A 13,473-nucleotide genomic window follows, 5' to 3' on the forward strand; every position below is an offset into this window, starting at 1 on the left:
TCTTGTGTTGGCGCGAGGCCTCAGCGAACAGGTCGAACTTCAGGGCGCTACGGGGAGTGATCATGGCAAAGGATGGAGCACGCGTTCTCGATCAACAAGGGACCGGATGGGTTTTGAGAGGTTCCCAAAGGATGGAGCACGCGTTCTCGATCAACAAGGGACCGGATGGGTTTTGAGAGGTTCCCAGTAGTTAAATTCAACTAAGTGTTTTTACTTCTTCTCGTATAGACCAACCTGCGTGTCCACATAGTTCCAGTGATTTTTAACTGTTCTCATTGAGACATCAGCACGGATGGCTACAGATTGCTGAGTAATGGGGATACCTAGAGCCTTCAAACCGATAGCAGCTTGAAGGACCGCTTCTCTGGTGGATTGCTTGGCAGAGTTGTTTGCATGTGCATAGGAGGCACCAGCAACTTGTTTGGCCGTCTTGGGCATGTCTGCTGGTAGCTGCATAATCCCACGGTTCTTTTGCTGTCCTATGGTGCTCCTGTGCCTCCATGTCCAATTGCCTACAGATTTAGCAGTAGAGAGCACTTCTTTGGCGGGGAGAACACCTTTTTCACAGTCTAGAAAGACTTCATTAAGTGACAAAGCTTTTGAGTCCACATCTTGCTGAAAAGGTTCGTAAGAGCTTTGATGTAATACGTCTTGGTATGCCCAGAGCCTTAAAGTATCAAAGAGAGTGGTATTGCGGCCCTCTGGTGATTCTTTGAGGCACTGCTTATTCTTTTTACCCTTGAGTTCAACACCCCATTCCATAAAGTCTTCTAATTCGTATCTAACTGGATGTTGAATTAGCCGCCAGTGGGGATGAAGAGGATTCTTTATGAAGTGACCTACATAGCCTAGATCAGCTCCCAATAAGGTAGTTAGAGCTATATCCGTGGCTTCAAAGAACTTTTGTGGAGCTCTACGTGCTTGCTCTGTATAGTAGACAGGTGTTTTAAGTTCGTAGAGATAGTGGCAATGTGCATTCTCCGGATTGACGATAACAAAGGTAGGTGGGGGAAGCCCAACGCTGTCCCAGAAATATGCAGACCCTGGTTTGTCTATGTCTAATGCAATGTATTTTTTATAAAACTGGGGAAGCTCTACATATAAATGTTGTAGAGCTTTTCTTTTCTTCCTAAACTTACAGCCATACTGAAAATCATCTGTACTTCTCACCTTGTCAGGCAGGGCATTGATAAAAGCATTCAACATAAAATTCCTTTCTTTCTTGCGAAATTCAGGAATTAAATTCATACCCTTGACAATCAGATTTAAATACGTTTAAATATTCTCATCAGGCAGCCCGTTCAAAGCTTTTTTCCTGAAATTCTAAATACCTCTAGCTTCCAACTGGAGGTATTTTTCATTACTCTCTTGTTGTACGAAAATTTCCCGCGCATGTCAAATTTGGAAATATAAAGAGAACACGTCCCGATATTTGACTTTCTGGAGTTTTATGCTTTAATCTTTTTGACAAGCCAAGTGAGGCAATGTGAGGTATATCCTCAAAATAGAAAAAGCCACCGCAAGGTGGCTTTTTCGTCTCAATCAAAAACGGTGAATGCGTGCAGATAGTCAAACCCACTAAAACTAATTTTCTCGTGCCAATCCAGCTTCTCAATGGCATCTTTGAGTGTCTTCATAGGCAACTCATGCAGATAGTTGTAGTGGGTTGACTTGTCACTTACGTGACCCGACAGAGTGTAAATAGTTGAATTATTAACATTCCTTGCCACAAGCCTAGTGATTACCGTGTGCCTCAAGGAATAAAAGCAATTGTCATCTTGTTTGACTTCAATCTCTTCAAGGTACAGAGAGAAATTACGGGACAGGTTCTTTTTAGTCCCATTGTGCCCATTCTTCAAGTACCAGAACAATTTTTCCTTAGGCTTGACCCTTTCAATATAATCCAGTAATCCCAGCTTGATCAATTGTGAATGAATGGGAATAGGGCGAACTCCAGCAGGCGTTTTTGCATCTTTCACCTGAAAGAAGTAAATTCCATCATCCTGCCTAATATTTTTAACCTCAAGCGTTGTTATTTCTTCTGGGCGCATGCCAGTGTAGAGGCAGATAAGAGGCCCCCAGAAATAATCTGGCTTCTTGGCATAGGCTTTATAGTTTGTCCACTCAAAAATAGCCTGCAAGTCGTCTTCATAGAACTGATCTCTGGACTTCAACTGCTTTTTGCTATTCTTGATATACATGCCTTCAACTGGATTTGTTTGCTCTGTCCTCAGTCCATTCTTGATGGCATAGTCAAACAATCCACGCAAGCACCCCAAAAATCCATTAATAGTATGGGGCACCTTCTTCTCTGCCAGCATCTTATTTTTGAATGTCTTGATGTCCTCCTTTGAATAGGAGTTGATATCTACACTTGAGAAATAATTGCGGAAAAACTCAAAGGATTTTTTGTATTTGTAGACCGTGGTACTTTTGAGAGTGGGAGTGAGCTCAGCCAGAAAATCAGTCACTGCCTCGTCATAGGTAGTGATTTTGGTGTTATTAACTGGTGCTGCTTGCAGTGAAGACCCAGCCGCTTGGGCTTTGCCCATAGCCTCCAGGATTTTCAATCCGCGCTCCTGCTCTTCAGCGGTGTCAGCCTGAAAAATTCCATTTTTCAGGTCAATATTGATAAGCTCACGGATATTGTCAAAATCAATGAATGGCTTGGTCATTTCAACTCGCAGATTGAGGACAGCAGCTTTTGCTCTTGCTACCTTATTTTCACGAGTTTTGAGGGAGAAATACAGGCACTTCCGTTGTGTGCCAGCTACTGCACGCGGCAGCACCAGTCTGAAGAAGTAGACACCTGACTTCTGGTCGCGGACCAGTCTCGGCATGGGGATCGGCACGTTGGAGGCTCCAACTGCCTAAATTTCTAGCAACTGTGTGAGTTCTAGGTGTGAGTTGCGTTCTTCATCTTTTGGCAAAAATCGTTATAAATCAACGACTTACAAGAGATGGAGCGGGTGAAGGGAATCGAACCCTCGTATGAAGCTTGGGAAGCTGCCGTTCTACCATTGAACTACACCCGCAGCGGTGCGGATTATAGGCATGGCGGGGCGCGATTCGATCGATCCACCCCTCCGTCCAGCGGCCGCAGTTCGCGGGCGCTGTCGAAACGCCGCGCGGCGCCCGTCACCGGATCGTCGAACACCAGCGACCGCGCCAGCAACTGCAGCGGCTGCGAAAAGTCGCCCTCGGGCGGATCGTTGACCACGGGATAGAACGCGTCGCCGCGCAGCGGCAGCCCCAGCGCGGCCATGTGCACGCGCAACTGGTGGCGCTTGCCCGTCACGGGCGACAGGCGGTAGCGGGCCCAGGCGCCGGCCACCTGCAACACCTCGATGCGCGTGAGCGTGTTGGGCTCTCCCGGCACTTCCTGCATGCGAAAGAACTGCGGGCTTTCCTCCATGCGGCTGGCGTGCTCGCGGGGAAAGGCCAGGCCGTCGCGCCACGGCGCCACGGCTTCATAGGTCTTGGCGATGCGGCGGTCACGGAAGAGGGCTTGGTAGGCGCCGCGCGTTTCGCGTTGCACCGAAAACAGCACCAGCCCGGCGGTGTCGCGGTCGATGCGGTGTACGGGCGCGAGGTCGGGCAGGTTCAGGCGGCGCTTGAGCCGCACCAGCAGCGTGTGCTGCAGGTAGCGGCCCGTGGGCACCACGGGCAGGAAATGCGGCTTGTCGGCCACGAGGATGTGGTCGTCCCGGTAGAGCACGGCTTCCTCGAAGGGAATGGCGGTTTCCTGCTCCAGGGCCCGGTAGTAGTACAGCCGGATGCCGGGGGCGAAGGGCCGCTCGGCCGTGGCCGGCACGCCGAACTCGTCGACCACTTCGCGCGCGGCCATGCGTTGCAGCCAGCCTTCGCGGCCCACGGCGGGCAAGCGCTCCACGAGAAAGTCCAGCAGGCTGCCTTCGCCAGTCGAGGGCAGCGCCACGCAACTGGGGCTCACCCCGTTGCGCATGGGCAGGACGCGGGGATCGTGGCGGTTGTGCATGGCGGGCCGATTGTAGTGAGCCGCTCCGCCTGGTCCCGGTGCCGCCGCGCCATGCGGATTTCGTGGCGCCCCCACCGAAGGGGGGTTGGCTGGAATGGCCCGGCATGGTCCATTAGGGGCCCGAAATCTCTCACCCGAAGGAACTGCCATGCCAGACAGCGCGACGCCACTCCGTTGCAGGATGCAATGGCCCGCCATGGGCGTGGCGGCCGGCCTGGCCTGCGTGCTGTCGGGCTGCGCGCTGACCGGCGCGGCCGGCTATCCGCCGAGCGCATCGCGGGTTCTGGCCGTGCCCGCCGACCTCTCCAATCCGCAACTGTTCGACTGCGCCGCGGCTGGCCTGGCGCGCATGTCCGAGACCAGCAGTGCGTGGCCGGGGATCACGCGCAGGGACGATGCACAGGGCCTTCTGGAGTCGGGCCACTTTCCGGAGTGGAACCGCAGCGGCTTTCGCGTGCGCATCGAGCGCCCGCCCGGGGCCGGCGAGGCCACACTGGCCCTCAAGGCCGGTGGCGCTTACCTCGCCGACCTGGGTGCGGCGCAGGCGATGAACGATTTCGAGGCGGTGTTGAGGCCCTGCATTGGCGCCGCAGGCGGCGGCAGAACTCAAGGCTGAAAGCCTGAAGCCTTTTGGGCCCGATGCCCTAGGATTTCTTGCCCATCTTGCTATCAATTAAATAGCAAAACATTCAGGCGACCGCAAAGCCGTGCGTGCCGTCGCGCGCCAGTTGCTCCACCAGCCCGAACTCCCAGTCCAGATAGCCCTGCATAGCTTCGCGCGGGGCGTCGGTGCCTTCGTAGGGGCGGCGGTAGCGGTCGATGCGCGGGGAGGCCAGGCGCGTCTCGCCATGCTCCAGGGGCAGGTTTTCTTCGATCCACGCCAGCGTGCCGCCTTGCAGCACGGCCGTGGGCGCGCCGGTCAGCCGGGCGACAGCTTCGGCGGCATGGCGGGCGAGGGCGCTGGTGCCGCAGGTCAGCACATAGCGGCTGGCGGGCGGCACGTGTTCCAGTGCCTGCGCCAACTGGGACCGCAGGACGAACCAGGCACCGGGGATGTGGCGCCGAACGTATTGGGCGCTGGCGGTGAAATCCAGAACGGCTGTGTGCCCTTCGGGCTCTTCCCGCAGCCAGCGCGCGAGCTGCCGCGGCGCGACCCAGGTCAGCGGCCCGTGCGGCTCGGGCGCGAGCGGCGGGGGCTGGCCCGTCTCCAGCGCGGCGGCAGGATCGGCGCCGTCCAGCACCCATACGTCCCAGCCCATCTGGGCCAGCCACGAGGCGGTCATGTTCGCTCGCGTGCCATCGTCGTCGGCCAGCACGATGCGGGCGCCGCGCACGGGCGCCGCATGGTCGGTTTCCTGCACGAGCTGGCCGCCCGGCGCGCTGCGAAAACCGGGCAGGTGCCCGGCCTCGTACTCCTCGGGCGTGCGCACGTCGAAGCGGTAGGTGGTGCGGCCGGCTTCGGCGGCGAAGCGGGTGAGATCGGCCGTGCTGGCCCGGCGCACGCCGGCGCGGTCCGCCACCGCACGGGCGCGGGCGGCGGCAGCGGCGCGCTGCTCCGGCGGCACGGGCAGGAAGCGGCGGTCGGCGCCATGCTCCAGCGTCTGGCCGGCCAGCAGCCAGCCGATGGTGCCGTTGCGCAGCGCGGCCACCGGATTGGGCAGGCCCGCGTTCACCAGCGACTGCGTGCCGATGATGCTGCGCGTGCGCCCGGCGCAGTTCACGATGATGCGGGTGGCCGGATCGGGCGCGAGCGCCTGGGCGCGCAGCACCAGTTCCGCGCCGGGCACGCTGATGCCGCCCGGGATGTTCATGGTCTGGTACTCGTCGAAGCGGCGCGCATCCAGCACCACCACGTCGGCCTTGGCCTGCAGCAGCGCCTGCACCTCCTCGGCCGGTAGCGAGGGCGTGTGGCGTTCGCTCTCCACCAGTTCGCCGAAGGCCTTGCTGGGCACGTTCACGTCGATGAAGAGCTCGCCGCCGGCCTCCTTCCAGCCCTGCAGGCCGCCTTCCAGCAGCGACACGTCGCTGTAGCCCAGCGCGCGCAGGGTGCGCGCCGCGGGCTCGGCCAGGCCTTCGCCGTGGTCGTACACCACGATGGGCGTGGTCCGGCGGGGAATGCGGGTCCAGGCGTCCAGCTCGATCCGCCCGGCGGGCAGGTTGGCGGCGAACAGCGGGTGGCCTTCGGCGAACGGGGCCTCTTCGCGCACGTCGAGCAGTGCGATCTCCTGCTGGTCGAGCAGCGCCTGGCGGACCTGGTGGGGGCGGGTGGTGGCAAAGGCGGCGGTATCGGTCATGGCACTCATGGGGCGGCGGAGGCGGAGGGAGAGGTGTGGGAGGCCGGGCCGGCGAGCGGCTGGTTCCAGAGGTTGGGCAGGGTGGCGTTGCTGTAGCCGGAGACGAAGGGGCGCACGGAGCCGTCCGCGCGGTACACCGACCGCTGCACGGCCCCGATGTTGGCGCCGTACACATGGATGCTGATGGATGTCTCGTCGGCCAGCGCGTTGCTCACGCGGTGCACGTCGCCGATGGTGGGCGAGACGGCCTCGGTGTCGCCCGGCTGCAGCCGGTGGGGGGCGCCGCGGGGCTGCCACCGGCCATCGCCGTCCTGCCCGTAGGCCTGAGACAGCTCCGCGCCGCGCAGCATGCCCACCAGGCCCCACACCGTGTGGTCGTGGATGGGCGTGGCCTGGCCCGGCCCCCAGACGAAGCTCACCACTGAAAAGCGCCCCAGCGCATCGGCATGCAGCAGGTATTGCTGGTAGCGCTCGGGATCAGGCTGGGCATATTCCGGTGGCAGCCAGTCGTCGTGCGAGACCAGGTCGGCCAGCAGGGCGCTCCCGCGCGCGAGGATGTCGGGCTCGGCCGGGCGGGGCTCCAGCAGGGCGGCGATCTGCTGCACGAAGTGGCGCAGGCGGGCCGTGTTGGGCGGGTTGTTCACGGGGGCGGTGGGCAAGGAGGCGGTTGGCATGCCGCCATTGCACCAGCCCGGCCACCGGCAAGGGAAGCGGGTTTTTCATATGCATGCATGTTTTTCTTCTTTCCTGCAGCGCCCCGGACCCACGGCGCCCCCGGCAGAAACCGAATGACCACAGGCGTTTTTCTTCGTTGGCGCGGGTGGGCGCGATGCCCATCATCGGTGGCTCGCTGTCTGTCTCACGTTCCTTCAAGGAGTCTCCATGGGTGTCCAGTTCATCGGCATGATCCAGCCGCACGAGGTGTCAGAAACCATCGCCCGCAAGGGCCCGGCCGTGGACCCGGCGTACGTGCGGGCCTTTGCCCAGGCGCATGAGCACGCGGGCTTCGACCGCATCCTGGTGCCGGCCAGCGGCACCAGCCCCGACACGCTGCTGACCGTGGCCTACGCCGCCTCGGCGACGCAGAAAATCGCCTTCCTGCTGGCGCACCGCCCCGGCTTCGTGGCGCCGACCCTGGCCGCGCGCCAACTGGCCACGCTGGACCACTACACCGGCGGCCGTGTGGCGGTGCACTACATCTCGGGCGGCTCCGATGCCGACCAGCAGCGCGACGGCGATTTCCTGGGCCACGACGAGCGCTATGCCCGCACCGACGAATACCTCACGCTGCTGCGGCGCGTGTGGACCGAGGACCGCCCCTTCGACCACCAGGGCACCTACTACCAGGTGAAAGCCGCCGCGTCCGAGGTCAAGCCGCTGCAGGCGCCCTATGTGCCCATCTACTTCGGCGGCGCCTCCGCGCCCGCGCTGAAGGTGGCCGGCAAGCATGCCGACGTGTATGCCCTGTGGGGCGAGTCGCTCGCCCAGGCCGGTGACCTGGTGCGCCAGGTGCGCGCCGAGGCCGCGCAGCATGGCCGGCACATCGAGTTCAGCATCTCGTTCCGCCCCATCCTGGGCCGCACCGAAGAAGAGGCCTGGGCCCGCGCGGACCAGATCCTGGAAACCACCCGCCGCCTGGGCGTGCCCCAGGGCCACGCGCGCGGCGCCGGACCACAGCAGAGCGAGGGTGCGCAGCGCCTGCTGGCCGATGCAGCCAAGGGCGACCGCGTGGACGAGCGGCTGTGGACGGCCATCGCGCGCGAGACCGGCGGTCGGTCCAACTCCACCTCGCTCGTGGGCACGCCCGAGCAGGTGGCCGACGCGCTGCTCAAGTACTACGACTTAGGGATCACCACGTTCCTGATCCGCGGCTTCGACCCCCTGGTGGATGCCATCGAGTACGGCCGCGAACTGTTGCCGCTGGTGCGGGCGAAGGTGGCCGAGCGGGATCGGGTGAATGCCAATCGCGCCGCGTTGAAGGTGGCGTGAACCTGCGCCGCGTTGTCGATCTGACCCGGAATGACCCGGAATGACCCGGGTTGGCGGGGGCGACGGCCTGCTTAGGTGGACCGTCTCCATTCCGTTTTCACGACCGTGTTTTTGACGGCTGCGGCCGCGGCACGGGGCACCAGCAACGGCATGGCCACCAGCGCGCAGCCGCTGGCAGCGAGCCACACCACCGGCCAGCCTTGCAACGTGAGCAGGTGCGGGATCGCGAGGGGCGTGACGAAACACACCAGAAACACACTGGTGTTCGCCATGCCCAACGCGGTCCCCGCACGCGCCGCGCCGGCCAGTGTGGCGAGCTCGGTGTACGCGACGCCGTGCCATGCCGACACGCAAACACCGCTCACGCCGAGCAATCCCACGAGTGCGACGCGCATCGCCAATGGGTCGGCGGCGTGCGTGCCCGCCGCCAGTACGAGTGCCGCCAGCCCGGCGAACAGCAGCGCGCTGAGCGCGCTGCAGGCGCGCAGATAGGCAGGCCGGTTGCGACGGCGGTCGGTCCACCGGCCGCTCCACACACGCACCACCATTGCACCGACCTGCGTGAACACCATGGTGGCGGTGATCGTTGCAAGGCCCGCATGGCCGAAGTCGTTCAGGAACACCGTGCCGAACGACAGCACCGCGAACTGCGGCGTACAGAGAATGCCGATCCCCAGCACGATGCGCCAGACACGCCGATTGCGCAGGGGATGGATGTGGGAGGCGGGCGCTGATTCCGCCACGCGCGCATCGGAGCGCTGCACGACCGGCGGTTCGTGCACCCAGGCCCAGCCCATGACTGCGCTCAGGGCGCAGAGCGCCGCCAGCATGCCGTAAAGCACCGCGAAGCCGAAGTGCAGCGCCACGTACGGAAGTACGAGCGCTCCGACACCGCCGCCCAGCGGCACGGCGGTTTGGCGGTTTGGCGGATGCTCATGGCGAACCCGCGCTCGCTGGAGTCGAACCACGTCATCACCGCACGGCCGCTCGCGCCGTTCACGCTGCCACCCAGCAGGCCGACCAGCAACAGCCCCGCGCCCAGCCAGGCAAGGTCGGGGATGTGCTGCGCACTCGGCGCGGCCCAGAGCGCCATCGCCATGAGGGCGAGCGCGGTGCTGCCCAGGCCGGTCAGTAGCACGGGCCTGTCTCCCCAGCGGTCGGTCAGCATGCCCCACGGCAGCTCGCTGATCGCAATGCCCAAGCCCATGAGGCCGAGCACGAGACCGAGTGCGGCGTTGTCGAGCCGGTAGCCGGTGCGCATGAGCACCGCAGTCATCGGAATGCCGCTGAAAGCCACGGAAAACGCCGCGTTGGCGGCAACGCCTGCGGTCAGCACCTTCCAGCGGTGGCCAGATAAATCCGTCGATGGGGAAGTCGTTGAGGTCATGGTGCAACGCAGTTTCCGCTGGTTCGAAGGTTTTGAAAATCAGAAACTAATGCACCATTCGTCCTGGAAAACAGGATGATGAAAAGGAGTTGCCTCATGAGCCAGGTGATGTTCGATCTCGACGTACTGCGCACTTTCTCCACCGGTATTGCGCTGGGCAGCTATGCGCGCGCGGCCGACAGGCTGGGGCGCTCGACCTCCGCCGTGAGCGCGCAGCTGAAAAAACTGGAGTCGCAGGCCGGTGCGGTGCTGTTTCGCAAGAAGGGGCGTGGCCTGGTGCTCACGGATGCGGGCGAAACGCTCCTGGCCTACGCCCATCGCATGCTCGAACTGAACGACGAGGCCGGTGCGGCGCTTCGTGGCGCCGACTTGCAAGGCTGGGTGCGACTGGGATTGCAGGAGGACTTCGGCGAGACGCTGCTGCCAAACGTGCTGGGGCGCTTCGCCCGCGCCCACCCCAAGGTGCGCATCGAAGCCTATGTGGCGCGCAGTGGCGAGTTGCGAGAGCGACTCGAACTCGGCCATCTCGATCTGGCGCTGGCATGGGACGTGGGAGACCAGCCGCTGTCGCCGTATGCCGAGCGCGTGGCGCGGCTTCCGTTGCTATGGATCGGCCCGACCACGCCCGGGCGGGTCGAGGCCCCATGGTGGACAGAGCGAGAACACCGCGGCTCCGCGGCACGCCAGCCGAAAACCACGGAGCCGCTGCCCCTCATCATGCTCGACGCGCCGTGCCCATTGCGTGAGATCGTCATCGCCGCGCTGGATCGTGCCGGCCTGCCGTGGCGCCGAGCCTTCGGCAGTGCGAGCCTGGCCGCGCTGTGGGCCGCCACGTCGGCCGGGCTGGGACTCACGGTCCGCACGCCGTTCGGGCTGCCCTCGCATGTGCGCGCGCTCGATCGCGCAGAACTCTCGCTGCCGGCGCTGCCGCAGATCTCACTTTTGCTGTATCGCGCGCAGGCCCATTCCGAAGCCCCGGCGAGCCGTCTGGCAACACTGTTGCTGGAGGCGGTGCGCCAGCAGGTGCACCCCATGTCGGAGCCGAGCCGGCCCCGCTAAGCCCCGTCAGGTTCGCTGGTGCGTTGGCAGCAAGGCCGCTTCAGCCCGTTGCAGTCGATGGCTTCGCGCAGACCCATGACGGCTTTGCGCCGCTCCTTTGGCCGCCGAGCTGATTTTTGGAGGCAACGATGGAGCCCAAAGCGGTCGCCCGGGCATGGGCGCCGCGTTCGGGAAACGGGGGGAGGCCCAGTCATTGATGCAACGCATCCAGCAGATGCGACAACCCGATTACTCTCGGCGGCCGAATGCAAGGTTTGCATTGATCCACGACGACACGTCGGTCACGGGAATGGCGCGGCGCTGATTGAACGTCCCGCTCTTGTCCCATGCGACGCCCCGTCCTTGGGCAAATGCCGCTCGGTACTTTCGCATCATGTTCTGCGGCTCGCGCGCCAATTGGTCGAGCAGATACTGTTCAGTCCACTGCGACCGGCTGAAGGGGCGGCCAAGAGCTGCTTGCAGCTTGTCCGCTACCTCGCCGTATGTCACGGTGTCGCCAGCGAGAAACACGATCTCGTTGCGGATGCGCGGTCGGGCGAACACGACAGCAGCTGTCAGAGCTCCGATATCGTCGGGCGTGGTCACCGTCACCGCCGTGTCAAGGTTGCCCAGGGCATGGACTGCGTTGTTCTGCAGGTCAACGACGCCGAATTCCGGCTCGAACAGGTAGCTCATGAACATGCCGGTGGAGATGATGACCCACTCCGTCTGGTCCTGGCTACGCAGCAAATCTCGCACATCCAATTGGGCGTCGAAAATGTCCTGCGGGCTGCCGCGACCGATCACGTCGAAATCCACCCCGAACTGCCAGGGGAAGTACCTTGGAATGCGCGCCTGCAAGGCGGCCCGCGCGAGCTTGATCGGCGTATCGATCCCGGCGGCGTAGCCCGCGCAGCCGATCACCGTGTCGTAGTGCGCGAACACCATGGCAAGCTCATCAATGGAGCTGTTCACCAGATCGCCCACGACGATCTCGATACCGAGGTTTCGGATCTCTGCAACATCCCGCTGCTTGCCTGGCTCGGTGGATTGGACGGCACTGGCGCGCAGCAGCACGCTGATCTTCGCCCCATCCACGTCCTTCGCGCGGCGTGCCAGGTTGCGAAGCACCGGAAGGCCGAGTTCACCGGCCCCGAGGACGAGAATGTTTTGAGACGTCGCGTTAGGATCTGATTGGTTCATCGTGCTGCCCACTGAAGAGAGAGTTGGGCCAGTCTAGCCATGCATCGCAGGCAATGTAAGAAGGCACACGCGTGATACCGGGGAGCAAAACCACAGTGAATCGAGACGAAATTCTTCAGTACGCACAGACCGTGTGTGACGGCTTGCGGGACGATGACGATGGGGTGCGGCGAGAGGTGCTCGCACACGCCGGAAGCCGTTGGTCCCTCGGTATCGTCCACACGCTTGGCGTATACGGCAGGCTGCGCCACGCTGAGATTGGCAGGCGCATGCACGGGGTGACCCAGCGCATGTTGACGCTGACCTTGCGGCAACTGGAGCGTGATGGGCTGGTGCTCCGTCACGACTTCGAAGAGGTACCGCCCAAAGTCGAGTACGAATTGACAGATGCGGGGATGGAGCTGCTTGTACGCATGGTCCCGCTGTGGACATGGATTGTGGAAAATGCGGACCTTTTCCGAGAAGCTCGGCAGCGCTTCGACAGCCAACACCGCGAAGCAAACTCCTAGCCACCACAGCAATGACTTGGAAGCCGATTCGACGGCCGTTAATCGAATGGGTGCGGTCTACAGAGTGCGGCCTGCGACGTCAAGAGACCGCTTTGGGCGGCACCGTCACTTTCCGAGCGCTTCCGAGGCCGCACCTGAATGGTCCAACGTGTAGTAGAGCTGGTTGGACCAATGTCCGAGCCCGACGCTGCGTACGCTCGCCAGCGGGTCGACGGCAGGCTCGCGCGCCCGGGGCGTGCGCCCGAATACTCTGGCAAGAAAGCCCTGCCGAGCCCGTGCAGCACGAGGCAGGATGGTCAGCGTTTCAAGCGCAGCTTCAACCTCTGCCTCCATTTTCCGGATGCTGTCGTGCAGCTGAAGGTTCTGCTCGGCGAGGGGCTCGTCGTTCATCTCCAGGATTTCGCCGGGCTCCAGAAGAAAATAACGCCCCCGGTTGGTGGACGCTTTCAGAAAAGCCTTGGCTTGTTCCACCAGGGGCTGTGCCTCGGCCAGGGTGATGCGCTCCAGAAAGGCGTCGAGGCGAACCACGCCTTCGTCATACCCGCCCATCAGTGCGATCTCGCCCGCGTCGGGCCAGATGGCAGACCGGGAGATCGTGACGTTGCCTGATACCAGCAGTTTGAAGACGAGCGGAATGTCGTAATTCCACTCGGAGATTCCTTTCGGCTGGTGCGGCATGCCAACGGGTTCCGCGCCGGGTCGGTGGTCGGTTGAATAGAGGTAGCTTCGGTTTGCCATGGCACGCGACGATACCGTAGCCGTTCATGTGGCTGCTCCCGCCCCATGCCAGATGAGCTTAGGCGGGCAGATGAGCCAACCATGAAGGTGGAAGGTCGTTGCTATTGCGGCGCCATCGAATACGAAACGCAAGTCTGCCGAGCCCAATCCGGTTCTGCCTTCCGGGCCAGCATTGCCGCACTGGCAGCGGGGTTCCGGCGGGTCAAGGGCACTTTGGCGAAGTCTGCGGGAGTTCGCTGTATGCCTGTGCTCTGGAGAATCCCCGGTCGTATCCATTGCGGATCGGCACGGTGCGGCAACGGCAGGAACGCGTCACCC

Annotated in this window: 11 protein-coding genes, 1 tRNA gene and 1 pseudogene; 4 read left to right on the plus strand and 9 right to left on the minus strand. The window is 62.3% G+C overall.

Features of this window, described 5'->3' with window-relative positions:
• Positions 1-210: 210 nt before the first annotated feature.
• From AVMA1855_RS10695 to AVMA1855_RS10710, 4 genes are all read right to left on the minus strand, one after another.
• A complete protein-coding gene (locus AVMA1855_RS10695; RefSeq protein WP_284425695.1) occupies positions 211-1,248 on the minus strand; it encodes a replication initiation protein in 1,038 nt (345 codons plus the stop codon).
• 290 nt (positions 1,249-1,538) lie between these two features.
• A complete protein-coding gene (locus AVMA1855_RS10700) occupies positions 1,539-2,852 on the minus strand; it encodes a site-specific integrase (protein WP_284425696.1) in 1,314 nt (437 codons plus the stop codon).
• A 109-nt stretch (positions 2,853-2,961) separates the two neighbouring features.
• Positions 2,962-3,035 (minus strand) — tRNA-Gly (locus AVMA1855_RS10705).
• 11 nt (positions 3,036-3,046) lie between these two features.
• A complete protein-coding gene (locus tag AVMA1855_RS10710; protein WP_284425697.1) occupies positions 3,047-3,997 on the minus strand; it encodes a pseudouridine synthase in 951 nt (316 codons plus the stop codon).
• 148 nt (positions 3,998-4,145) lie between these two features.
• On the opposite strand from AVMA1855_RS10710, the gene AVMA1855_RS10715 reads away from it, so the two are divergent.
• Positions 4,146-4,613, plus strand: coding sequence for a hypothetical protein (locus tag AVMA1855_RS10715; protein WP_284425698.1), 468 nt, complete (start codon positions 4,146-4,148; stop codon positions 4,611-4,613).
• A gap of 73 nt (positions 4,614-4,686) precedes the next feature.
• On the opposite strand, the gene AVMA1855_RS10720 is transcribed toward AVMA1855_RS10715, so the two are convergent.
• Together AVMA1855_RS10720 and AVMA1855_RS10725 are read right to left on the minus strand one after the other, a co-directional pair.
• A complete protein-coding gene (locus tag AVMA1855_RS10720; protein ID WP_284425810.1) occupies positions 4,687-6,291 on the minus strand; it encodes a rhodanese-related sulfurtransferase in 1,605 nt (534 codons plus the stop codon).
• Between the two features lie 5 nt (positions 6,292-6,296).
• Positions 6,297-6,965, minus strand: coding sequence for a cysteine dioxygenase family protein (locus tag AVMA1855_RS10725; protein ID WP_284425699.1), 669 nt, complete (start codon positions 6,963-6,965; stop codon positions 6,297-6,299).
• 208 nt (positions 6,966-7,173) lie between these two features.
• Between AVMA1855_RS10725 and AVMA1855_RS10730 the strand changes: the two genes are divergently transcribed.
• Positions 7,174-8,280 carry an LLM class flavin-dependent oxidoreductase gene (locus AVMA1855_RS10730; RefSeq protein WP_284425700.1) on the plus strand — a complete coding sequence of 369 codons (1,107 nt, stop codon included), beginning with the start codon at positions 7,174-7,176 and terminating at the stop codon, positions 8,278-8,280.
• Positions 8,281-8,351: 71 nt separating this feature from the next.
• Here AVMA1855_RS10730 and AVMA1855_RS10735 read toward each other — a convergent pair.
• Positions 8,352-9,667 (minus strand): annotated as a pseudogene (locus AVMA1855_RS10735) (MFS transporter).
• 96 nt (positions 9,668-9,763) lie between these two features.
• On the opposite strand from AVMA1855_RS10735, the gene AVMA1855_RS10740 reads away from it, so the two are divergent.
• Positions 9,764-10,726, plus strand: a complete 963-nt coding sequence (locus AVMA1855_RS10740; RefSeq protein ID WP_284425701.1) for a LysR substrate-binding domain-containing protein — start codon at positions 9,764-9,766, stop codon at positions 10,724-10,726.
• Between the two features lie 228 nt (positions 10,727-10,954).
• Here AVMA1855_RS10740 and AVMA1855_RS10745 read toward each other — a convergent pair whose 3' ends face one another.
• The gene (locus tag AVMA1855_RS10745; RefSeq protein WP_284425702.1) at positions 10,955-11,908 is read right to left on the minus strand and encodes an aromatic alcohol reductase; all 954 of its coding nucleotides are present in this window, start codon (positions 11,906-11,908) and stop codon (positions 10,955-10,957) included.
• Positions 11,909-12,003: 95 nt separating this feature from the next.
• Between AVMA1855_RS10745 and AVMA1855_RS10750 the strand changes: the two genes are divergently transcribed.
• Complete coding sequence (locus AVMA1855_RS10750; protein ID WP_284425703.1) at positions 12,004-12,417, plus strand: winged helix-turn-helix transcriptional regulator; 414 nt, start codon at positions 12,004-12,006, stop codon at positions 12,415-12,417.
• Positions 12,418-12,522: 105 nt separating this feature from the next.
• Here AVMA1855_RS10750 and AVMA1855_RS10755 read toward each other — a convergent pair whose 3' ends face one another.
• Complete coding sequence (locus AVMA1855_RS10755; RefSeq protein ID WP_502870310.1) at positions 12,523-13,155, minus strand: DUF7822 domain-containing protein; 633 nt, start codon at positions 13,153-13,155, stop codon at positions 12,523-12,525.
• Between the last annotated feature and the right edge of the window lie 318 nt (positions 13,156-13,473).

Source organism: Acidovorax sp. SUPP1855 (assembly GCF_030158955.1).
Taxonomy (GTDB): domain Bacteria; phylum Pseudomonadota; class Gammaproteobacteria; order Burkholderiales; family Burkholderiaceae_C; genus Paracidovorax.

Bases quoted from the DNA above. Each gene is read 5' to 3' on its own strand.
- AVMA1855_RS10695 (WP_284425695.1), bottom strand. From the start codon at position 1,248: ATGAATTTAATTCCTGAATTTCGCAAGAAAGAAAGGAATTTTATGTTG.
- AVMA1855_RS10710 (WP_284425697.1), bottom strand. From the start codon at position 3,997: ATGCACAACCGCCACGATCCCCGCGTCCTGCCCATGCGCAACGGGGTG.
- AVMA1855_RS10715 (WP_284425698.1), top strand. From the start codon at position 4,146: ATGCCAGACAGCGCGACGCCACTCCGTTGCAGGATGCAATGGCCCGCC.
- AVMA1855_RS10720 (WP_284425810.1), bottom strand. From the start codon at position 6,291: ATGACCGATACCGCCGCCTTTGCCACCACCCGCCCCCACCAGGTCCGC.
- AVMA1855_RS10725 (WP_284425699.1), bottom strand. From the start codon at position 6,965: ATGCCAACCGCCTCCTTGCCCACCGCCCCCGTGAACAACCCGCCCAAC.
- AVMA1855_RS10730 (WP_284425700.1), top strand. From the start codon at position 7,174: ATGGGTGTCCAGTTCATCGGCATGATCCAGCCGCACGAGGTGTCAGAA.
- AVMA1855_RS10740 (WP_284425701.1), top strand. From the start codon at position 9,764: ATGAGCCAGGTGATGTTCGATCTCGACGTACTGCGCACTTTCTCCACC.
- AVMA1855_RS10745 (WP_284425702.1), bottom strand. From the start codon at position 11,908: ATGAACCAATCAGATCCTAACGCGACGTCTCAAAACATTCTCGTCCTC.
- AVMA1855_RS10755 (WP_502870310.1), bottom strand. From the start codon at position 13,155: ATGGCAAACCGAAGCTACCTCTATTCAACCGACCACCGACCCGGCGCG.